Genomic DNA, 21,840 nt, shown 5'->3' with positions numbered 1-21,840 from the left:
TTCAATTCTCCACATCGACTTCGACACGCCGGTTCATCTGGTTGAGCGTCTCCTCGTCATAGGCGCTGGCATCATCCGCCTTGAAGGGCTCGTCCTCGCCCTTGCCGACGGTTGCCCACTGACCCGCATACCCCTCAGCGACAAGATATTGCGCCAGGGCATCGGCCCGCTTCAGCGACAGCACCCGATTGGCCTGTGCAGCCCCCACCGGATCCGTGTGGCCAATCAACGTGATCGCCTTCGGCTTGACGGATTTGAGGCACTCCGACAGATCTCTGGCCGATTCCAGCCCTTCCGGCGTGAACTCCGCGGTGCCGAAGACATAGCGCACCGGTGTCGATTTCTTCTTCAGCGAAACCCCACGGTAGCTGATCTTGCAGGCGCCGCGCATGGCAAGCTTCACCGGCCTTGGCGCCGCCAGCCGCATCTCGGTGGCCATATGATCGAGCCGCACGATGTATTTCTCGTCCGGAGCCATCCAACCGGGCGTCAGCACCTCATTGGACGCGTCTTCGAGCGCCAGCTGATAATAGCGCGCCGCGCTCTCGTAATCCCGGCGATCCCGGTTGATATCACCGAGCGCGTCGAACACCTGCCAGGGCGCTGAATCGGCCTTGCGGATCGTTTCGAGTTCCGGCTCGAAATCCGAAAGGTTGGCGCCCTGCCCGACCGCGCCAACGATCCGGTTGAACGATGACAGCGCCACCACCCGGCTGATCATCGCCTTGTCGTCGGTCGTGCATCCCGGCTTTGGCCTGCCACCGATCTCATGCGCAAGCGCTTCGTTTCCGGCATTGGTGGCCTCGGCTACCTGTGCCAGAGCATCGCACGCAGCGGACGCAGTGCCGGCCGAAAACAATGCCAACAGCGATGCTCCAACCACGATCTTCATCTTCATGACGCCGTCTTTCTCATTCCAGTCCAACATGCCGGCCAGCCCGACATGCCCGCCATTCCAGCATGCCGGATAGTCGGGTGACCGGCCGCCAACGGGCGGCTGGTCTCTTCGCTATTGCTTGATCTCGAAGGTCACCACCTGCAGGCCGCTGGCGCCCTTGTCGTCTTCGGCCTTCTTCGCCAGATTGATGGCCAGCCCGCGTGTCGGCGGCAGATGCGATTGTGCCACAAGCTGGCGGGCCCGCTCCGCCGAGAGCTTCTGGTCGCCAAGGCCGCCTTCACGGCAATAGGCGATCATCGTCTCGGCAGGCGCAGGCGAATCGAAGGTCAGGTTGCCGGTGCCAGGCTGAGGGATCAACCGTTTTTCACCGGCCTGCAACGTGGTGTTGCCGATCATCGCATCCGGAATGACCTCAACATTGCCGGTCTCCTCGACGTAGAGGATTTGCAGTTCGCAGGCCTTGTTGGAGCTCAGCTCGAAGGACAGCTGGTCACCGACTTTTGCGGTCGTCGAATTCACGTTGAGAGCCAGTTCGAGCTTGTTGTTATCGGCAGGCTTTTCCTTGCGATAGGCCGGTGTTGCGGCAGCGACGGTCTCGGCCTTGACGTAATCCTGCTGCGCCGCCTGGCCCGCCACGTCCTGGGCGGGATTGGCCTCGGCCAGATGAACCGTGGTGGTATCGAGCGGCTTCAGCTGCATCAACGGGTGCAGCAACAGCGGAAACTGCTGCTCGACTTCGGCACGCGGGATGGTGCCGCCGGCCTCCAGCGTCGTCACCCAATCGATACCGAGCCGCAGCGTATCAACATCCTCGACCCGCTTGATCGCCGATGAAAACTCCTGCGGCGTCATATCGAACTCCGCCGCCAGCGCGTCGAAATCGAGTTCGTCCTCGTACTTATCGGCAAAATAGGTGACGAGTTCGGCATTGCCCGGCGCCTGCATGCTCTGCGCGCTGCCATCCGGCGTCGGCTCTGTCACATCAAGCTTGACCAACGCCTCGACAAAGCGCTGGCGGTCCTTGTTGTAGGCAGCGTCGAGTTCTTCCTGCGGCACATACATGTCCAGCAGGATCGCCTGCTGATCCTTGCTGAACAGCGTCGACGTCTGGATATGTTCGCGCAGCTGGTCGCGCTTCGACAGGATGCCGTTGGCATGGCAGTCGAAGCAGGACCGGGCATTGACGATCTCGACGCCCTTGCCGATCGGCCGCTTGCGGAAGGAGACGATCGATGTCGGACCGACATCCAGCTGCTTGCCTGCCGACGTCGACAGGTAGTAGCCCTGCAGGCCGTTCGGCAGCGAGAAAATCATTTCGCCGCCGTCATGCTCGAAGGCGGTAAGGCCGCCATCGAGCGGCTCCAGTTCCTTCGGACCATGCGGGAAGCGTTTCAGCACCTGCCGGCCGACGTCGCCGCCGAAATCGTAGGATTTCCAGTAGTAGCCGCCGAACGGCATATCATGGCGCTCCAGCATGCGGTTGTGGTCCGACACACCGGAAGAGCCGTCGGCAAAGCCTGCCCGGAGCACCTGACGGCGGCGGATATTCTCATCCACATTGATCTGGAAGCGCTTCTCCAGTTCCGCGATATGCGTCGGCAGCTTCATCAGCACATTATAGATCTTCGGCTTGGCCGCATTGGCCATGAACCAGTCGACACGCATGATCGGCAGGACGGTGTCGGTTTCCTTGGTCAGCGCCAGAAGCGATGCGTTGCTGGCGGGATCGACACCATAGAAATATTGCGAGATCAGGAAGTTGTAGTCCTCCGCCGACCATTGCAGGTCGCGAAGATCCACCCGGACCATCAGCCCATTGGTTCCTTCGACCTCCTGCGGAAGAACGAGCTTCGGACCGTAGGACAGTGAGTTCAAAAGCTTCTTGAAGCCGCCTGCCAGCACGTCCATGCGCTTCATGAAGGTCTTGTCCTCCTCGCAGCCCATCATGCCGTTGTACTGGTTGCGATAGGAGAAATAGCGCATGTATTGCCGGTCGAGGTCGCTGACCTTGGAAATATCCTTCAGCCCGGCCTCGATGAAATCGCCATAGGACAATATCGGCCGCGTGCGATCCGGTTTGCTCGCTGCCGTTTGCGGCAGGTCCGATTGCTTGAGCGAATTGATCCAGTCTTCGAGGCTCTTGACCTCTTCCGCCGTCGGGCGCTTGCCAAGCGGCATGCGGCCGCTGGTGACCGAGGTGAACAGACGCGACTTGGAGGCGTTGCCCGGAACCACAAAGGCTGCATCGGCAGCGATCGTCGTCAGGTCGCCGGCCGGATAGGACCCTTGAGAGCCTTCACCCGGACCGTGACAATTGCGGCAATATTTGCCGATGAAGGCATCGGCCTGCGTTGCCAGGGCCACATTGTCGCCGGAGAGAGCGGCCGCAGGCGTGCTTTCCTTGCAGACCGCCGTTGCCGATTGCGCCACCGGCTGCGGCGGCTTGACCTCACGATCGGAGAGGAAGGCGTAGATTGCCGTGCGGTCCTTCTCGGTCAACACGGAAAGACCGTGGGCGATCTGGCGCATCACCGGGTCGGTCAGCGGCGCGCCCGACAGTTTCTTGCCTTCGTCGATCAGGCCGACGGTGAAGACCTCGGGAGAGGCAAGCCCCGCCATCCGCGCCTTGGTGATATCGGGCGCCACCGCCCCGGTCAGGCCTTTTTCACCCGCATAGGCGTTCTCCATATCAAGGCCGTAGGTCGTCGTGCGGGGCGTGTGGCAATCGCCGCAGCCGCCGACATTCTCGACGAGATAGCGTCCACGCTCCATCTGCGTTTCTTCGCGTGACTGATATTCCGGCACATTGAAATGGCTGCGCTTCCACAGCGTTATCGTCGTCTGGCGGCTATAGGGGAAAGCGATTTCGTGCTCCTTGGAGACGGCATCGGACTGGATCAGCGTGTCGATATAGGCCTTGATGTCGAGCACATCCTCCGGCTTCATGCCGCCATAGGCCGTGTAGGGCATGACGGGATAGAGATTGTTGCCCTCGCGATCGATCCCCTGCATCACCGCATTGAGAAACTGCGCGTTCGTCCAGCCGCCGATGCCGTTGGCATGGGGCGAAATGTTCGGCGCATAGAACTTGCCGATCGCGGTGTCCATCTGCAGGCCGCCGGACAGGAGTTCGGTATTGCTGCCCGATCCATGGCAGGCGCCGCAACCGGATGCGTTGAACAGATATTTGCCGTTGCCGGTGTTGGCCTTGTAGGTCGCATAGGCATCGTCAGCAAAGGCATCGCGCGCCGACGCCGTGCCCGGACAGTGCACAAGTGCCAGAACGGCGACAGCCATCGCCAGCATGTGGCGCGGCAGGCGCAGGCTGCGGATCATTTTCCCGGGCAGTCGATCGAACAGGCGCATGGCGTGTTCTCCTTGCTTTCTCAAACGACAAAAATATACGGCACGCACCTAGCGGAACTCGAACTGCTCGAACTCGACCCGTCTGGGCGTCTTGCCGAGGTCCCTCAGGCCTTTTTCAATTGCTTTTCTCAACGGCGGCGGCCCGCAGAACCAGAGATCTGCCCCCGCCGGATCGACGAGGCTCGATGCCGCAAGTTTCGCCGCGTCGAGCCGTCCGTCGGTTCTGGAATCATGCAAAGTAAAACTGAAATTCGAAAGTTTTTCCGCCTGTGCCTCGAACGTATCGAGACCGATGGCCTCGCTCCGGTCGCGCACGCAATATACCATATGAATGTCCTGGCCCTCATCGCCCTTGAGGCGTCCCGCCATGGCAAGGAATGGCGTCACACCGATGCCGCCGGCCAGCCAGATCTGCTTCTTGCCGCCCCGGCGGTGGTTGAAACGGCCATAGCCCCCCTCCAGCTTCAAACGGTCGCCAACAGCGATGCCTTCGCGCAACGTCGTTGTGTAATCGCCCAGCGGCTTGATGGCGAACCGGACGACACCGCTCTCATCCATCCCGGCGATCGTGAAGGGGTGCGGTTCACGCAGGCCGGGCTTGTTGACGCGGAAGAACCCGAACTGGCCGGGTTTGGCCTTGAGCGGCCGCCCGGTTGGCCGTGCCGAAATGATCGTCGCCCCCTCAGGGCGCGTCACGTCGAAGACCTCGTAGCTGCGGGTGCGCAACCATGGAAAGAGCTGAGTGTAGAGATAGCTTGCCGTGCCGATCAGCGCGAAGACGTTGAGATAGGTCGCCAGCATCGCGGTACCGTCATACGGTCTCTTGATGAAGGTCTGGTGGAAGGCGACCATCACGAACAGCAGCCCGATGAAGCGATGGGTCAAGCGCCAGAGATGATAGGGAATCTCGATTTTCGTCTTCGGAATGATCTTGACGATGCTCAGCACCAGCAGCACGACCAGACCGTAGAATGCATATTCCCCGGCCGAGGCTGCCAGCTTGTTCAATCCGCCGGTCAGCGACAGGCCCTTGAAATCCGGCGTTATGAAATAGTGCACGAGGATCAGGATAAGCACTGTGATGCCGACCTTGCGATGTGTCCGGTAAATCCGGTCGAGCCCGCCAAACAGGCGTTCGACGAAGGGCGGTCGCGTCGCCATGAACTGCGCGATCGCCATGCCAGTGAATGCGGCCGACGACGCCATCAGCGAAAAGGTGGTGCCTGCATTGGTGTGACTGACCGCAGGCACGGCCAGAAGCCCTGCAAGTCCCATCAGCGACCAGACAAGAAAAGCGCCCACGCTCACAAAATATCCCTCACCATTCCCGCAGCAGCCGGAATCCTCGAAGGCAAGACTGGCAAGCCCCTCAAGCTTCGTCAACCGCTATTGTAGAACATACGATTTTACGGCGGGCTTTATTCGCCCGCGCCCAAGCTTTTGTGATTGTGGACAATTTTAACCAGAGTGCCGAACGGACGGGGAATCCGCTGGCGGTTATCGAAGCCCGCCCTTGGCAAGCGCTTCGCGCGCCTTTTGGACAAGCTTGTGCCCCGGATGGCGCCGGATAAAGCGCTCATAGGCTTCGCGTGTGCCTTTCCTGACGACACCATCATATTCGGACTGAACAGCCGCCTCCACATCCGGTCCCGGCGCCATGATGCCGCCGGTTCCCTTTGGCACTTGCGCCGCCTGCACCGGGCCGCCCCAAAAGCCTGCTATCGCAGCCCAGAAAAAGGTGGCGAGCGGCCATTGTTTTCCAATCGTGACGGACATCTCGGAATCTCTTCAGTTTTGGTAAAGTTCCCTGTGCGATCGATAGCATAGACTGGCTCACTGTGCGTCTTGCAAGTCGCATTTCCCAATCGGTCCATACGCCGCAGATTTCTATCTTTCAGCACGAAGGGCAAACAATGACGGGTATCAATACAACGTCAAAAACCATTTTCGATACGGGCAACCCATTGATCGACGGCGTTATTTCCGGCTACGCATGGAACGGCACCAGCGTCACCTACGCTTTCCCGACACTTGCCAGCCAGTATGCCTATACCGACCCGGCGGAGTTGAACAACAATTTCGGCGCCGTTTCGACCGCACAGAAAAATGCCGCTCTGTTTGCCATGGAGCAATCCTTTGGAACCACGGCCAATGACGGTTTTTCCGTCGAGGGGTTCACCAAGCTGTCATTCTCGGCCGGCAGCGCGGCCACGGCGAACCTGCGGTTTGCGCAATCCGATGAGGCAACGCCCACGGCCTATGCCTATTATCCAGGCTCCTATGATTCCGCCGGCGACATATGGTTCAGCACGGCCTATGCGGGAACCGTCAGCGACTACAGAAAGCCGGTCGCCGGCAACTATGCCTGGCATACCCTCATCCACGAGCTGGGCCACGCGCTCGGCTTGAAACATGGTCATGAGACAGACACGTTCGGTGCGGTGCCGGCCGGAAACAATTCGATCGAATATACGGTGATGACCTATAACGGTTTCGTCGGCGACACTGCCGAAGGCTATATCTACGAGGAATTCGGCGCACCGCAAACATTCATGATGGCGGATATCGCAGCCCTTCAGCATATGTATGGCGCGGATTTCGACACCAAGAGCGGCAACACCGTCTATAAATGGACGCCCACCAGCGGCCAGACCATCATCGACGGCGAGGTTGCGATCTCGCCGGGCGCAAACCGCATCTTCGCTACTCTATGGGACGGCGGCGGCCGGGATACGTTCGACCTGACCGCCTACAAGACCGCGATGACGATCGATCTTCGCCCGGGCAAATCCTCGATGTTCAGCGCCGACCAGCTGTCCTGGCTGGGTGGCGGGCCGAACGACGGCTATGCGCGCGGCAACATCTTCAACGCGCTGCTCTACCATGGCAATACCAAGTCACTGATTGAGGATGTGAAGGCTGGCTCCGGCAACGATCGGATCACCGGCAACGAAGTGGCCAATGCGCTCTACGGCAATGGCGGAAACGACACGCTGAACGGCGAAGCCGGAAACGATACTCTGGTGGGCGGTGCCGGCGCGGATAAGCTGAACGGCGGCAGCGGCACCGACGCCGCCAGCTACGCAGGCGCCACGAAGGGCGTCGTGGCCAGTCTCGTTACGCCATCGGCAAACACCAACGACGCCAAGGGCGACAGCTACTCGTCGATCGAAAACCTGACCGGTTCAAGCCACGCCGACAAACTCTACGGCAACACCGGCGCCAATACCCTATCCGGCGGCGGCGGCAACGATCTGCTATCGGCAGGCGCCGGGAATGACAAGCTGTTTGGTGGCGCGGGCGCAGATGATCTCTACGGCGGCAGCGGAGCCGACAGGTTCATCTTCAAATCGGCGACGGAATCCACAGTGGCTGCGGCCGGCCAGGACAGCATATTCGATTTCCTCGGCGCGCAGGGCGACAGGATCGACATCTCCGGCATCGACGCCAACACGAAAGTAACCGGCGACCAGGCGTTCAACTTCATCGGCACCAGCGCGTTCAGCGGCAAGCCCGCCGAACTCAGATATGTGAAACAGGCATCGGACACCTACATTTATGGCGATGTGAACGGCGACAAGACAGCGGATTTTGCCATTCATCTCGATGATGCCATCTCCCTGCAAAAGGGATATTTCATCCTCTAAGCACCAGCTGTAGATCAGACGAAAAGAGGCCGGATCGCTAGGAACCGGCCTCTTTTTCATAACGATTTCAATATTACAGGATCGGCAATTCCAGCCGCGCCGCATGGGCGCCCCTTCGTGATATATCAGAGTTCTTGCCATTCATTTCGACCTGTGCCAGCATGTGATATATCACAAACCGGGAAAAGGCATGACAGGATCATCATCGCAGGCGCATCTGGCCTATCTGGCACTGGAAAGCCTCATCGTTACCCTGAAGCTCAAGCCCGGCTCTCTCGTTACGGAAAAACAGCTGATCGATATGGCCGGGCACGGCCGCACCCCGGTGCGCGAAGCCATCCAGAAACTGGCGTGGCAGGGCCTGATCGCGGTGCGCCCCCGCGTCGGCCTGCAGATCACGCTCATCAAGCAGGATGACCATCTCCATATCATGCAGGTGCGCCGCAAGCTGGAGCCGCTTGCCGCCGCCCTTGTCGCCGAACACGCCAACGCCGAGGCGCGAGCAACGATGATCGCGTGCGCCCAGACGATGATGGCCTGCTCGATCAACGCGAACATGGAAGGCTTTCTCGCCGCCGACAAGGCGTTCGACGAAATCATGGAAGCCGCCTGCCCCAACGCCTTCCTGACATCGACGCTCGCACCGCTGCAAACCCATGCCCGCCGGCTCTGGTTCAGCGCCGCCTCGACGCAGCGCATGGATCGCTCGGTCGATCTGCACGTCAAGGTCATCCGCGCCATCCATCAGGCCGATACGAAAGCCGCTGGAAAAGCGATGGAAAACCTGATGGACTATCTGGGTGAGCGGTAACACCCCGCCCTTTGAACGCGTTACAAACGAAAACGGCGACCCGAGAGCCGCCGTTTTCGTTTGCAAATTTCGGTAGGCGATCACCCGACGAAAGCACGCTCGATAACGAATTCGCCCGGCTTGTTGTTGGCGCCCTCGTTCAGGCCTGCGCCCTCGAGAATTTCCTTGGTTTCCTTCAGCATCTCGGTCGAGCCACAGATCATGCCGCGGTCCACCGCCGGATCGAAGGCCGGAAGGCCGAGGTCGGAGAACATCTTGCCGTCGCGCATCAGGTTGGTGATGCGGCCCTTGAACGGATAGTCTTCGCGGGTCACCGTCGCGTAATGGCGCAGCTTATCGCCGACCAGCTCCGCCAGGAACTCGTGGTTGCGGATTTCCTCGAGAAGATCGAAGCCGTATTTCAGTTCGGCGACGTCGCGGGTCGTATGCGTGAGGATAACCTCCTCGAATTTCTCGAAGGTTTCCGGATCGCGGATCAAGCTCGCGAACGGCGCGATGCCGGTGCCGGTCGAAAACATATACAGGCGCTTGCCGGGTGTCAGGGCGTCGAGCACCAGCGTGCCGGTCGGCTTCTTGCGCATCAGCACCTGATCTCCGGGCTGGATGCTCTGCAGATGCGAAGTCAGCGGACCATCCGGCACCTTGATCGAGAAGAATTCCAGCTCCTCGTCCCAGGCCGGGCTTGCGATCGAATAGGCGCGATAAACCGGCTTGCCATCGACCATCAGGCCGATCATCGCAAACTCACCCGAACGGAAACGGAACTCGGCCGGGCGCGTCATGCGGAAGCTGAACAGCCGATCCGTATAATGCGTGACCTTCGTCACCGTTTCGGCAAACACGCCGGCGGGAACGGTAACGGCAAATTCTTCGATCTTGGCAGGAGCATTCATCTCGGCGTCAGGTCCTGTAATGATGACTGTTTCTTTCAGGTATCAGCGGATAGTCCAAAAGGCGCTGGTTTGGAAGCAATTCCGTTCCAATTATAGCGCCTTTTGCAGATTGATGTGTGCTTCAGTGTGTCGCAGCGCTCAGGAGACCCGCCGCCAGCTGTAGGATTTCGCATCCGCCGACGGTCTGGCTGTCGGCTGGTAGTGATTGTCGATCCCCGGCAGCCGCCCTTCGGACAGGCGCCTGAGGGCCGTTTCGTTGCTGACCGCAAAGCTGTCGATGCCACAGCGCAGCATCAGCGGCACCTGATCGATCAGCACGTCACCGACGGCGCGGATTTCCCTGCCATAGCCGAGACGAGCCCGCAGCAGCGACGCATGGCTGAACGCCCGGCCGTCGTTGAACGCCGGAAACGCCACGGCGACCAGCGACACCTGCTCGAGAAACGGCTGCAGCCGCGTCACGTCGTCGGCCGGATTGATCAGCACGCCAAGGCCGCTGTCGCCGGCCGATGCCTTCTCGATGAAGGCGTCGAGGCCGAGAATGGCCTTTTCGTTCGAACCGGCCTTGGTTTCCTCGGTTTCGACAACCCAGGCATCGTCGGTCACGAAGCCGGTTTCTTTCCAGATTTTCGTCATGTCTTTATCCTTGCCTCCCGATACCCGTCATCAGGCCGCTGCCTGGGCACTGCCGCCATACAAGGCATCCTTGAACGGCTGCGGCCCGACGCGGCGATAGGCATCGAGGAATATCTCCGAAGCATCCTTGCGCAAACCGAGATAGGTGTTGACGATGATCTCGACCGCGTCCGTCACCTTTTCCGGCTCGAAGCCGCGCCCGATGATTTCGCCGATCGAGGTGTTCTCGTCGCCCGATCCGCCAAGCGTGATCTGATAGAGCTCGGCCCCCTTCTTTTCCACGCCAAGCAGACCGATATGGCCGACATGGTGGTGGCCGCAGGCATTGATGCAGCCGGAGATCTTGATCTTCAGCTCGCCGATCTCGGCCTGCCGGTCGGGATTGCCGAAACGGGTGGAGATTTCCTGCGCCAGCGGGATGGAGCGCGCATTGGCGAGCGCGCAGTAGTCCAAGCCGGGACAGGCAATAATATCGGTGATCAGACCGGCATTGGCGGTCGCCAGACCAATCGAGACGAGACCGCGATAGAGCGCTTCGAGATCCGCCAGCGCCACATGCGGCAGGATGATGTTCTGCTCGTGGCTGATGCGGATTTCGTCGAAGGCGTATTCTTGCGCCAGATCGGCGATCGCATCCATCTGGCTGTCGCTGGCATCGCCCGGAATACCGCCGATCGGCTTCAGCGATACCGTCACCATGCCGTAGTCGGGATGCTTGTGCGGCTGGACGTTCTGCTGCACCCAGCGGGCAAAGTCCGGATCAGCCTTCTTCCACCCGGCCAGATTGGCCCAGCCTTCCGGCCGCTCTGTCAGCGGCGGCAGGGCGAAATAGGTGGTGATGGCCTGGATGTCTGATTCCGGCAGCTTCAGCTCGGTGTTCTTCAGTTCGGCAAACTCGACCTCGACCTGACGCGCCAGTTCCTCGGCGCCGGTTTCGTGCACGAGAATCTTGATGCGCGCCTTGTACTTGTTGTCGCGGCGGCCATGCAGATTGTACACGCGCATGACGGCGGTGGTGTAGGACAGGAGATCCTCTTCCGGCAGGAAGTCGCGGATCTTCTTGGCGATCATTGGCGTGCGCCCCTGCCCGCCGCCGACATAGACGGCAAAGCCGATCTCGCCCTTATCGTTCTTCTTCAGGTGCAGGCCGATGTCATGCACCTGGATGGCCGCGCGGTCGCGCTCGGCACCCGTGACGGCAATCTTGAACTTGCGCGGCAGGAAGGAGAATTCCGGATGGACGGACGACCACTGGCGCAGGATCTCGGCGTAAGGACGCGGATCGGCGACTTCATCGGCGGCAGCCCCGGCAAAATGATCGGCCGTGACGTTGCGGATACAGTTACCCGACGTCTGGATCGCATGCATCTCGACGGAGGCGAGATCGGCCAGGATATCCGGCGTGTCGGAGAGTTTCGGCCAGTTGTACTGGATGTTCTGTCGCGTGGTGAAATGGCCATAACCCCGATCGTACTTGCGGGCGATATGGGCGAGCATGCGCATCTGGTTGCTGTTCAGCGTGCCATAGGGAATGGCAACGCGCAGCATGTAGGCGTGAAGCTGCAGATAGACGCCGTTCATCAGCCGCAGCGGCTTGAAAGCATCCTCGGCAAGCTCGCCGGACAGGCGGCGGCCCACCTGATCGCGAAACTGGGCAACGCGGTCGGCAACAAAGGCATGGTCGAATTCGTCGTAACGGTACATCGGTCTTCTTTTCCTTAAGCGGCCTGCACGGGGCCCAGGCCCTTGTATCCCGGCGCATAATCGATCGTCGGGCCTTCGGCGCGAACGCGCTCACGCAGACGCAACGGCCGCAGAACACCATCCACTTCTTCAATGTCTATGACATTGACGTCAACCACCTTGTTGTCGGCGAAGGCGGCTTTTCCGGTCGCCTCAAGGGCCGAAACGGCTTCCGCGTGCCGGGCAATGAAGGCATCCTGCAGCGATTCCACCCATTGGCCCGAGGCGTCGAGCCAGACGGAAATGCCGTCGGACAGGCGGTTTGCGGTCAATACCTTGTCGGCCATGTCAGTTCCTCACTTCATCAGTCTGTTTGCGCGGCGCGGTAATCGGAGTAGCCGCGTCGATCGGCTTGCCCTTCACGAGCGGCTCGGAACGCCCGAAATTCGCGCCGGCAACGGCGTCACCGATGATCACCATCACCGGGCCATCCAGTTCGTCACGATATTGCAGATCCGGCAGATCCTTGAGCGTGCCGTGCAACAGCTTGCGCTCCGGCCGGCTGGCGTTTTCCACCACAGCGACGGTGGTTTCAGCCGGTAGCCCGGCCTCCATCAGGCGGGCGGCGACGGAGGCGGCAACCGTGCGGCCCATATAGACGGCAATGGTCGCGCCGGAAATGGCAAGACGCGCCCAATCGGGCAGGACGTCACCGGTCAGGTCATGGCCGGTGGTAAAGATCAGCGACGAGGCGACGCCACGCAGCGTCAGCGGCAGTTCGAAATCGGCGGCGGCGGCAAAAGCAGAGGTGATGCCGGGCACGATCTCATAGGTCACACCGGCTTCGCGCAACGCGGCCATCTCTTCGCCTGCACGGCCATAGACCAACGGATCACCCGATTTCAGCCGCACGACGCGCTTGCCATCCTGGCCAAGGCGCACCAGAAGCTGGTTGATCTCGTCCTGCGATTTCGAATGGCAACCCTTGCGCTTGCCGACCGACAGGCGTTCGGCATCGCGGCGGCCCATATCGACGATCGCCTGCGGCACCAGCGCATCATAGACGATCACATCGGCTTCCATCATCACGCGCTGGGCGCGCAATGTCAAAAGATCCTCAGCCCCCGGACCGGCGCCGACCAGCCAGACATGACCGGGAACACGATCGACGGCGCGCAACAGCCGCGACGCCTCGCGCCGGGCTTCGGCAACATTACCAAGCGCGACCTGATCGGCGACGGGGCCGGAAAAGAAACGGCGCCAGAACACACGGCGGGATACGCCACGCGGCAACAGCCGATCGGCGGTATCGCGATAGGCCTGCGCCAGCGACGCCAGCGCGCCAAGCGATGGCGAGAGAAGCTGATCGATCTGGGCACGGATCATCTGCGCCAGCACAGGACCAGCGCCTTCCGTGCCGATGGCAACGGCGACCGGCGCGCGATTGACCAGAGCCGGCGTCAGGAAATCGCAGAATTCCGGCTGATCGACCGCATTGGCCGGGATTTTCTGTGCGCGGGCAGCGGCGACGATCACGCGATCCTGCGCGGCATCGCCCGTCGCTGCGAACACCAGCGTTGTGCCATCAACCTGACACGCGTCGAAAGGCGCCTTGACGGTCTCGATGGCATTGGCAGACAGGAAAGAGGCAAACCCCGCGTCCGGCTCATCCGCATAGGCGATAATCCGGGCCTGCGTGTTCAGAAGCAGCCTGACCTTGGCAAACGCCTCGTCACCATTGCCGAAAACCGCCACGCATTTCTGCGCAACGCGGAAGAAGGCCGGAAAGACGGTCAGTTGGTCGGTCATGACGTGGGAATCTGATCCTGTTACAGGTTCTGGGGAATATCCCTTTTATACAACGAAAATTGAAGAAACAGAAATTCCGATGCCTTTGCAGGCGGATATTCTTTTGCTCGACTTCAGCATAAATTGAGCAAATATCACCGGCTGTGGCACAGCTGCCACCGGCTTCCGATACCATCATCCGGCATTGCCTAGTGCGGTCCATATCCGTTAAATGCCGTCATTCCCCTATCGCGGAGCATGCCTCAATGAAGAATTCCGACCTTGCAGAACGCCTGCTGACCGTCATCGAAACTGATATTCTACCCCTGACGGAAAAAGGCGTGGCTGCCGGCAACAAGGTCTTCGGAGCGGCGATCCTGCGGAAATCCGACCTGTCGCTGGTTATCGCCGAAACCAACAATGAGACGGAAAACCCGCTCTGGCATGGCGAAGTGCATACGCTGAAGCGTTTTTACGAAAAGGCCGAGAAGGTCGATACCAAGGACCTGATCTTCCTGTCCACCCATGAGCCCTGCTCCATGTGCCTGTCGGCCATCACCTGGGCCGGTTTCGACAATTTCTACTACTTCTTCAGCCACGAGGATTCGCGGGACGCCTTTGCCATCCCGCACGACCTGAAAATCCTGAAAGAGGTTTTCCGGCTCGATCCCGGCGGCTATGCCAAGACCAACGCCTTCTGGCGGTCCTCGTCGATCGCCGATCTGGTGGCGACCTCCGAGGATGCGGCAAAACCGGCGCTTCGAGCGCAGGACAAGCGCATCCGCGAAAATTACCAATCCCTGTCCGATGCCTATCAGTCCGGCAAGGACGACAACGCCATTCCGCTGAATTGAGCCCCATGCAGCCCTCCAAGGACATCACCCGCCTCATCGAGATCATGGAAGCCCTGCGCCAGCCGGAAACCGGCTGCCCCTGGGACATCGTCCAAACCTTCGAGACCATCAAGACCTATACGCTGGAAGAAGCCTACGAGGTGGCCGACGCCATCGAGCGCGGCGACATGGACGATCTCTGCGACGAGCTTGGCGACCTGCTGTTGCAGGTGGTTTTTCATGCCCGCATGGCGGAAGAAGCCGGAGACTTTGCTTTCGGCGATGTGGTCGAGGCGATCACCCGCAAGATGATCCGCCGTCATCCGCATGTCTTTGCCCGGTCCGACGCTGACACGCCGCATGCGGTCAAGCTGCAATGGGACCAGATCAAGCAGGCGGAGAAAGCCGAACGCCGTGAGCGGCGCGCACTCCGCGGTCTGCCGGAGGATGCCAACAAGGGGCATCTCGGTTCGGTCCAGCGCAGTTTTCCGGCCCTTGTCGAAGCCCTGAAACTACAGGAGCGGGCGGCCAAGGTCGGCTTCGACTGGTCCTCCCCGGAGCCGATCCTCGACAAGATCGAGGAAGAGATCGCCGAACTGCGGGAAGCGCTGGCCTTAAACGACAAGGCCAAGGTGGCCGACGAACTCGGAGACCTGATCTTCGCGGTCGTCAACATCGGTCGCCACGTCGGGGCCGATCCTGAGATGGCGCTGCGCGGTACGAACATAAAGTTTCGGCGTCGATTCGGCCATATCGAGACGGAACTGGAGGCTGGAGGCGAAAGCCTTCAGGAGGCAACGCTGGAAAGGATGGAAGAGATCTGGCAGGCGGCCAAGTCGATCGAACGGCAACTGACGTAACGGGATCCGTTCCATCGACGTAACGGAATCCCGTTACGTCAGGCCAATGTCAACGCTACCAGTCCTGCCCGGCCGCTTTCGGACCGTTGCCGAGGCGGCGATCCAGTTCTTCCGATTCGCTTGGCGTCATGCGGAGATCAAGGCTCACCGAGCCGTCCTCCATGTCTTCCCGGCCGTCGACCATCGTGTGTTCGTAGACCCAAGACAGCAGTTGCAGCTTGTCAGCCGGCAGGACGACGTTGCATTCCATCAGCACGCCGGACAGCCGCTTGTTGATCTCATCAAGCAGATGATCAACGCCCTCGCCTGTCACGGCCGAAACCGCGACGGTATTCTCGCTGTTGACGGCCTTCTGGGCGAGACTGTCATGCGCTTCGGCATCCAGCAGATCAATCTTGTTCCAGATTTCAATGATGCGCTCGGAGCGAGCCTTCTCATCGATGCCGAGATCGGTGAGGATGCGCAGCACGTCTTGTGCCTGCACCTGATTGTCGGGATCGGCGAGATCGCGCACGTGCAGGATCAGGTCGGCTTCCAGCACCTCTTCCAGCGTCGCGCGGAAGGCGGCAACGAGATGCGTCGGCAGGTCGGAGATGAAGCCAACCGTATCGGACAGCATGACCATACGCCCATGCGGCAGCTTCATGCGTCGCAGCGTCGGATCGAGCGTGGCAAACAGCATGTCTTCGGCCAGCACGCCCGCACCGGTGATGCGGTTGAACAGGGTCGATTTTCCGGCATTGGTATAGCCGACAAGGGCGACGATCGGGTGCGGCACCTTCTTGCGCTTGGCGCGGTGCAACTGGCGGGTACGACGGACCTGCTCAAGCTCTTTTTCCAGCTTGACGATCTTTTCCTGCAGCAGCCGGCGGTCGGCTTCGATCTGGGTTTCACCGGGCCCCCCCATGAAACCGGCGCCACCGCGCTGGCGTTCCAAGTGGGTCCAGCTGCGCACCAGTCGGCCCTTCTGGTAATTCAGATGGGCAAGTTCGACCTGCAGCGTGCCTTCCTTGGTGGAAGCGCGGCGGCCGAAGATTTCCAGGATGAGACCGGTCCGGTCGATGACCTTGCAGTTCCATTCCTTTTCGAGATTGCGCTGCTGCACGGGCGTCAACGGATGATCGATGATGACGAGACCGGCATTGTGCTCGCTCAAGAGATGGCCGATCTCCTCGATCTTGCCGCTTCCAAGCAGCGTGCCTGGCTTGGGCTGGGCGACCGGCACGATCATGCCGTGCACGACCTCCAGATCGATGGCGAGCGCCAGCCCGATCGTCTCTTCCAGCCGGCTTTCGTCGCTGCGGGTCGAGGTCGCGGCAATGATTTCCGCATTCTGTCTGCCGGTCTTTTTCAGGACGGGGACGATGACGACGGCGCGCATGTCGTCGCGCAGCTTTTCAAGCTCCGGGATGATCGACGCCGATTTTGGATCACGTTTGGTAATGTGTCTTGTATCCCGTCAGGATGCGGATTCTTCGCTCTCGAACATCTGCATCGGCTGGCCCGGCATGATTGTCGAGATGGCGTGCTTGTATACGAGCTGGGAATGCCCGTCACGCCGCAAAAGGACACAAAAATTGTCAAAAGACGTGACGACGCCCGTCAGTTTCACACCATTGATAAGAAATATCGTCAGAGATATCTTCTGCTTGCGGACGGTGTTGAGAAAAAGATCCTGCAAGTTCTGAGAACGTTCCGCCATAGCGCCGCTTCTTTCTTATTGTCCGGTCCGATTTAACCGGTTGATTATACGATCTGAATAGCCCGAACGCTGAAAAAAACCAGTCTTTAAAGCGTCCCCCCGGATTTGGTATCAAATCGCGGTCTTTTCCGCAATGTCGAAAAAGGCTTCACGAATTTTCTGTGACACGCTGCCGGGATGGCCATTGGCGACGGTTTTACCGTTAACAGTCACGACAGGAAAGCAGATGCTGGTGGCAGCGGTGATGAAGACTTCCCGCGCTTCGAGCATCTCTTCGACCGAAAAGGCCTGCTCGACAATCTCCAGCCCGATCGCGGCCGTCACATCGGCAAGCGTCGTGCGGGTTATGCCGCGCAGGATGCCGTGATCGGCATGACGCGTCCGCAGCCTGCCATCCTTGTCGACGATCCAGACATTGGTCGCCGCCCCTTCCTTCACCGTGCCATCCGGATCGATGAAGATCGCCTCCTGGGCGCCCTCCTCCTTGGCGGCCTGGCGGGCCAGCACATTCGGCAGCAGGCCGACGGACTTGATGTCGACGCGGTCCCAACGGTTTTCAGGCACCGTGATGGCGCTGATGCCAACCGCATTCTTTTTGGCGATGGCCGAAGTGTCGGTTCTCTTCGCCGTCACGACGATCGTCGATGGCGTTCCGTCTGCGGGAAAAACGTGATCCCGGCGTGCCGCTCCGCGCGTCACCTGCAAATAGAACAGCCCGTTGCGCACCCGGTTGCGCCGCAAGACCTCGCGAATGACGACAACAAGTGCCGCGCGAGTCATCGGCCATGCGATCCGCAACTCCCGCAACGACCGGTCGAGACGGTCGAGATGGCGCGTCAGATCGACGATGAAGCCGTGGCGGACCTCGCAGACTTCATAGACGCCGTCGGCGAACTGGAAGCCCCGATCCTCGACATGGACAGCGGCTTCGGCATGACGCTGATAAGCGCCGTTGACATAGGCAATTCTCGACATAGATGACCTGTCTTGGAAGGATGGAATATACGTTAAACGCCGAGCGATTTCAGTTTCCGGTGCAGCGCCGAGCGCTCCATGCCGACAAACTCCGCCGTGCGCGAAATATTGCCGCCGAAACGGTTGATCTGGGCAATCAGGTAGTCCCTCTCGAACATCTCGCGCGCTTCCCGCAGCGGCAGCGTCATGATGTGATGATCGCCCTGCGCCGAAATCTTCGGCAAGCTGTCACCCACTTCGCTCGGCAGCATATCGGCCGAAATCGCCGTATCCGGACCGTCGCTGCGGGCGAGAATCATCAGGCGCTCGATATTGTTGCGCAGCTGGCGGATATTACCCGGCCAGTCATGCGACTGCAGAACGGCCAGGGCGTCATCGCCGATCTTGCGGGTACGGATGCCGGCCTGCTCGCTGACCTGGCGCATGAACATGTCGACCAGGAACGGAATGTCCTCGCGCCGTTCGGCCAGCGCCGGCACACGCACGGGAATGACCGCCAGACGGTGATAGAGATCCTCGCGAAAGGCGCCCTCGGCAATCTGGCTTTCGAGATTGTAGGCCGTCGAGGAGATGATGCGGACATCGACCTTGACGCGCTTGGAGCCGCCGACCCGCTCGAACTGCTGATCGACCAGCACGCGCAGGATCTTGTTCTGTGTCTCGCGCGGCATCTCGCCGACTTCGTCAAGATAGAGAATGCCGCCATGGGCCTCTTCGAGCGCGCCGGTCTTGCGCGATTGGCCGGGCGTTCCTTCCGTGCCGAACAGCGCCATTTCCATGCGGTCCGGCGTGATCGCGGCCGCATTCAGCGCCACGAAGGGACCGCCGGCGCGCGAAGACTTGCGGTGGATCATGCGGGCGACCAGTTCCTTGCCGGAGCCTGACGGGCCGTGGATCATGATGCGGCTGTTGGTCGGCGCAACCTTCTCGATGGTCTGGCGCAACTGCGAGACGGCAACGGAGGTTCCGATCAGTTCGACGGGATCGCCCGAGCGCTTCTTCAGCTCGGTGACTTCCTTCTTGAGCTTGGAATTTTCCAGTGCCCGCTCGGCGATCAGGATCAGCCGGTCCGCCTTGAATGGCTTCTCGATGAAATCATAGGCACCGCGGCGGATCGCCGAAACGGCGGTCTCGATATTGCCGTGCCCGGAAATCATCACCACTGGCAGGTCGGGATAGCGGCTCTTGATCTCGTCGAGCAGCGCCAGACCGTCAAGACGGCTGCCTTGCATCCAGATGTCGAGAAAGACAAGGCGCGGCACGCGGTCGCTGATGGCGGCAAGAGCACTATCGCTGTCGAATGCCGTGCGGGTCTCGTGGCCCTCGTCGGACAGAATGCCGGAGACGATCTCACGAATGTCCTCCTCGTCGTCCACAACCAGAATGTCAGCCGCCATAGGAAGTATCCTTATCCTGTCTGTCTTCATTGCCGCCGCCCTGTCCGGCCGGCGGCAAAAGAATGCGAATCATGGCGCCCTGGCCGCGATCGAAATCGGCGGGTGCGTCATGCAGTTCCAATAGCCCGCCATGATCCTCGATGATCTTCTTGACGATCGCGAGGCCAAGGCCGGTGCCCTTTTCCCGCATGGTCATATAGGGCTCGAGAATGCGATGGCGATTTTCGGTCGGCAGCCCCTTGCCGTTGTCGATGATATCGATAACGAACCGGCCACTGGTTTCATTCCGGCGCGAGCGCACCATCACCGTATGTTCGCCACGCACGGCATCGGCCGGCAAGGCTTCGATCGCCTCGACCGCGTTCTTGATGATGTTGCCGAAAGCCTGACCGAGCATGCGGCTGTCGAAGGTGCCGTCGAGCGGCTCTTCGCCGAGATCTCGGATGAAGGTCACATGGGTATTGCCCATCTCGCGCAGGAAGATCGCGTCCTTCAGGATATTGCGCAGATCGGCCTGCTCCTTCGTCGGTTTCGGCATGCGTGCGAAACCGGAGAATTCATCGACCATGCGGCCGATATCCTCGACCTGGCGAACGATGGTATCCGTACACTGGTCGAACACGGCCCGGTCGTCCTGGTTGATCTGCTTGCCGTAGCGGCGCTTCAGGCGCTCGGCCGACAGCTGGATCGGCGTCAGCGGGTTCTTGATTTCATGGGCGATGCGGCGGGCGACGTCGGCCCAGGCGGTCGAGCGCTGCGCGATCACGAGGTCGGTAATGTCATCGACGGTGATGACGTAGGAATCCTTGGCATCGTGCGATTCCTCGCGCGTCACCTGCACGTTCAGCGTCCGCTCGGTGCCGCCGCGCATGATGTTGATCTGCTTGCGGTAATCGTTGCGATGGCGGCTGGCGGCTTCGTTGAGCACCTGTTCGATTTCAGGCGCCACGTCGGCGAGCCTTTCGCCGACCAGTTCCAGCGTGGTGCGCGACAGGAAATGCTCCGACGACGGATTGGCAATGGTGATGCGCCGGTCGTCCTCGACGCCGATCACGGCGGCTGTCACGCCGGACAGCACCGCTTCGATGAACCGGCGCCGGTCGTCCATCTCGTCCTTTGCCTCAAGGATCTGGTCCCGCTGCGTGCGGATTTCGGCGATCATCTTGTTGAAGGTACGCGACAGGCTGCCGACATCGCCATCGACCGCATGCACCGGCACGATGACGTTCAGATTACCGGTCGCCACGCTATCGGCCGCGCCGATCAACAGCCGGATCGGCCGGACGATCCGGTCGGCAACCGCGATCGCGGTCCAGATCGCGGCCAACAGCACGATCAGCGCGAAACCGAGATAGAGCACCCCGAATGCGACCTGCAACGATGTACGGCCAGCCTCGAGATTCTTGTATTCGGCAGTGTTCTCCTCCATCAGCCGCATCGAGCGCATGACCTTCGGATCGACGCTGCGAACGGTGTAGAGATAGGCACCGTCGATGTTGTCGATCGGAATGATCGCACCGACGAGGTTGGTGATACCGGGCGGAATGAGGGTGGGCTGGCCGGACACGGTGCTGAGCAGCGCATCTCTCGGAATGGCCGGCAGCGGCCGCTCGGTCGGGATGTTCGCCTGAAGGATGGGCGTTCCGTCCGCCCGCACCAGGAAGGCGCCAAGCATGCCGCGCCCGCGCGCCTGCCGCGTCATCAGTTCGACGAAACCGGTCCGGTCGAGACTGTAGAGCTGGCGGTTGCGCTCCAGATCATTGGCCATCGACACTGTCTGGCCCTGAAGATAGCTGGCATTCTCCAGCACATAGGCCTGCGCCACATCGAGCGAGGAACTGACGATCGATTGCGTGCGCAGCGAAAACCAGCGATCAAGGCCGACATCGAGCGTAATGCTGGCGAAGATCGCCACCAGAATGGCCGGCGTGATCGCAACGATCGAGAACAGGGCGACGATGCGCACATGCAGCCGGGCCGCCGCCCTGCCCCGGTTGCGGGCCTTCAGAAGGCGCAATATCTCGCGGCCAATCAGGAAGAGCAGCCCGATGACGAACAGCGCGTTGATCGAGGCCGAACCGATGATGATGTTGGTTTCGGGCTTGATCGGCGTCAAGCCGAGAAGCACCAGCAAGGATACGATCGCGCAGGCCAGCGCGCCGATTGCCAGCAACAGGCCCGGAAACGCAAAAGACGCGCGTCGGTCGTGACCAACGATCGCAACCTCGTCCTTCTCCAGCGGCACAATCAGCCCTTCGGCCATCAGAAATGCATCCCCCGACCCGGCGGCGCTCTCCAGAGGAAAGCGGCGGGCATTTTACGCTCCATGGCCAAGAAAATGACCGCACTGG

The 21,840-nt window shown here is 60.6% G+C and carries 18 protein-coding genes; 4 read left to right on the top strand and 14 right to left on the bottom strand.

Translation table 11 applies throughout. From position 1 onward, the window contains the following. Position 1: 1 nt before the first annotated feature. From ADU59_RS17680 to ADU59_RS30290, 4 genes are all read right to left on the bottom strand, one after another. On the bottom strand, positions 2-898 hold the full coding sequence (locus tag ADU59_RS17680) for an OmpA family protein (protein ID WP_068955479.1): 897 nt from the start codon (positions 896-898) through the stop codon (positions 2-4). Between the two features lie 111 nt (positions 899-1,009). Beyond that, entirely contained in the window at positions 1,010-4,264 is a 3,255-nt protein-coding gene (locus ADU59_RS17675; protein ID WP_068955478.1) for a c-type cytochrome, read from the bottom strand. A gap of 48 nt (positions 4,265-4,312) precedes the next feature. Continuing rightward, entirely contained in the window at positions 4,313-5,566 is a 1,254-nt protein-coding gene (locus ADU59_RS17670; RefSeq protein WP_244506455.1) for a ferredoxin reductase family protein, read from the bottom strand. Between the two features lie 195 nt (positions 5,567-5,761). Next, positions 5,762-6,040: a hypothetical protein gene (locus ADU59_RS30290; protein ID WP_068955477.1), complete on the bottom strand. Its 279-nt coding sequence runs from the start codon at positions 6,038-6,040 to the stop codon at positions 5,762-5,764. A 137-nt stretch (positions 6,041-6,177) separates the two neighbouring features. Between ADU59_RS30290 and ADU59_RS17660 the strand changes: the two genes are divergently transcribed. Both ADU59_RS17660 and ADU59_RS17655 read left to right on the top strand, forming a co-directional pair. After that, on the top strand, positions 6,178-7,911 hold the full coding sequence (locus tag ADU59_RS17660) for a M10 family metallopeptidase C-terminal domain-containing protein (protein ID WP_068955476.1): 1,734 nt from the start codon (positions 6,178-6,180) through the stop codon (positions 7,909-7,911). Between the two features lie 190 nt (positions 7,912-8,101). Continuing rightward, positions 8,102-8,722 (top strand): GntR family transcriptional regulator, encoded by a 621-nt coding sequence (locus ADU59_RS17655; protein ID WP_068955475.1) that lies wholly within the window; start codon positions 8,102-8,104, stop codon positions 8,720-8,722. Between the two features lie 80 nt (positions 8,723-8,802). Here ADU59_RS17655 and ADU59_RS17650 read toward each other — a convergent pair whose 3' ends face one another. From ADU59_RS17650 to cysG, 5 genes are all read right to left on the bottom strand, one after another. Continuing rightward, a complete protein-coding gene (locus ADU59_RS17650) occupies positions 8,803-9,615 on the bottom strand; it encodes a ferredoxin--NADP reductase (RefSeq protein WP_068955474.1) in 813 nt (270 codons plus the stop codon). 138 nt (positions 9,616-9,753) lie between these two features. Further along, positions 9,754-10,251 (bottom strand): DUF934 domain-containing protein, encoded by a 498-nt coding sequence (locus ADU59_RS17645; protein WP_068955473.1) that lies wholly within the window; start codon positions 10,249-10,251, stop codon positions 9,754-9,756. A 30-nt stretch (positions 10,252-10,281) separates the two neighbouring features. Then, positions 10,282-11,955: a nitrite/sulfite reductase gene (locus ADU59_RS17640; protein ID WP_068955472.1), complete on the bottom strand. Its 1,674-nt coding sequence runs from the start codon at positions 11,953-11,955 to the stop codon at positions 10,282-10,284. Positions 11,956-11,969: 14 nt separating this feature from the next. After that, the gene (locus ADU59_RS17635; RefSeq protein ID WP_068955471.1) at positions 11,970-12,281 is read right to left on the bottom strand and encodes a DUF2849 domain-containing protein; all 312 of its coding nucleotides are present in this window, start codon (positions 12,279-12,281) and stop codon (positions 11,970-11,972) included. A 1-nt stretch (position 12,282) separates the two neighbouring features. Then, on the bottom strand, positions 12,283-13,743 hold the full coding sequence (gene cysG / locus ADU59_RS17630) for a siroheme synthase CysG (RefSeq protein WP_068955470.1): 1,461 nt from the start codon (positions 13,741-13,743) through the stop codon (positions 12,283-12,285). A gap of 245 nt (positions 13,744-13,988) precedes the next feature. Here cysG and ADU59_RS17625 point away from each other — a divergent pair, with 245 nt between their 5' ends. Together ADU59_RS17625 and mazG are read left to right on the top strand one after the other, a co-directional pair. Continuing rightward, the gene (locus ADU59_RS17625) at positions 13,989-14,576 is read left to right on the top strand and encodes a deaminase (protein WP_068955469.1); all 588 of its coding nucleotides are present in this window, start codon (positions 13,989-13,991) and stop codon (positions 14,574-14,576) included. A 5-nt stretch (positions 14,577-14,581) separates the two neighbouring features. Continuing rightward, complete coding sequence (mazG, locus tag ADU59_RS17620) at positions 14,582-15,415, top strand: nucleoside triphosphate pyrophosphohydrolase (protein ID WP_068955468.1); 834 nt, start codon at positions 14,582-14,584, stop codon at positions 15,413-15,415. Between the two features lie 55 nt (positions 15,416-15,470). On the opposite strand, the gene hflX is transcribed toward mazG, so the two are convergent. The 5 genes from hflX to ADU59_RS17595 all read right to left on the bottom strand — a co-directional run bounded on the left by hflX (position 15,471) and on the right by ADU59_RS17595 (position 21,752). Further along, a complete protein-coding gene (gene hflX / locus ADU59_RS17615; protein ID WP_068955467.1) occupies positions 15,471-16,796 on the bottom strand; it encodes a GTPase HflX in 1,326 nt (441 codons plus the stop codon). Positions 16,797-16,874: 78 nt separating this feature from the next. Continuing rightward, positions 16,875-17,117 carry an RNA chaperone Hfq gene (gene hfq / locus ADU59_RS17610; protein WP_018325164.1) on the bottom strand — a complete coding sequence of 81 codons (243 nt, stop codon included), beginning with the start codon at positions 17,115-17,117 and terminating at the stop codon, positions 16,875-16,877. A 111-nt stretch (positions 17,118-17,228) separates the two neighbouring features. Beyond that, positions 17,229-18,092, bottom strand: a complete 864-nt coding sequence (locus tag ADU59_RS17605; protein WP_068955466.1) for a D-amino-acid transaminase — start codon at positions 18,090-18,092, stop codon at positions 17,229-17,231. A gap of 32 nt (positions 18,093-18,124) precedes the next feature. Next, a complete protein-coding gene (gene ntrX / locus ADU59_RS17600; protein WP_068955465.1) occupies positions 18,125-19,489 on the bottom strand; it encodes a nitrogen assimilation response regulator NtrX in 1,365 nt (454 codons plus the stop codon). Further along, positions 19,479-21,752, bottom strand: coding sequence for a sensor histidine kinase NtrY-like (locus ADU59_RS17595; RefSeq protein ID WP_068955464.1), 2,274 nt, complete (start codon positions 21,750-21,752; stop codon positions 19,479-19,481). Before ADU59_RS17595 ends, ntrX begins: the two co-directional genes overlap by 11 nt. Positions 21,753-21,840: the final 88 nt, after the last annotated feature.

This window comes from Pararhizobium polonicum, from assembly GCF_001687365.1.
Lineage (GTDB): Bacteria > Pseudomonadota > Alphaproteobacteria > Rhizobiales > Rhizobiaceae > Pararhizobium > Pararhizobium polonicum.
This window is presented reverse-complemented; position numbering and strand designations above follow the sequence as displayed.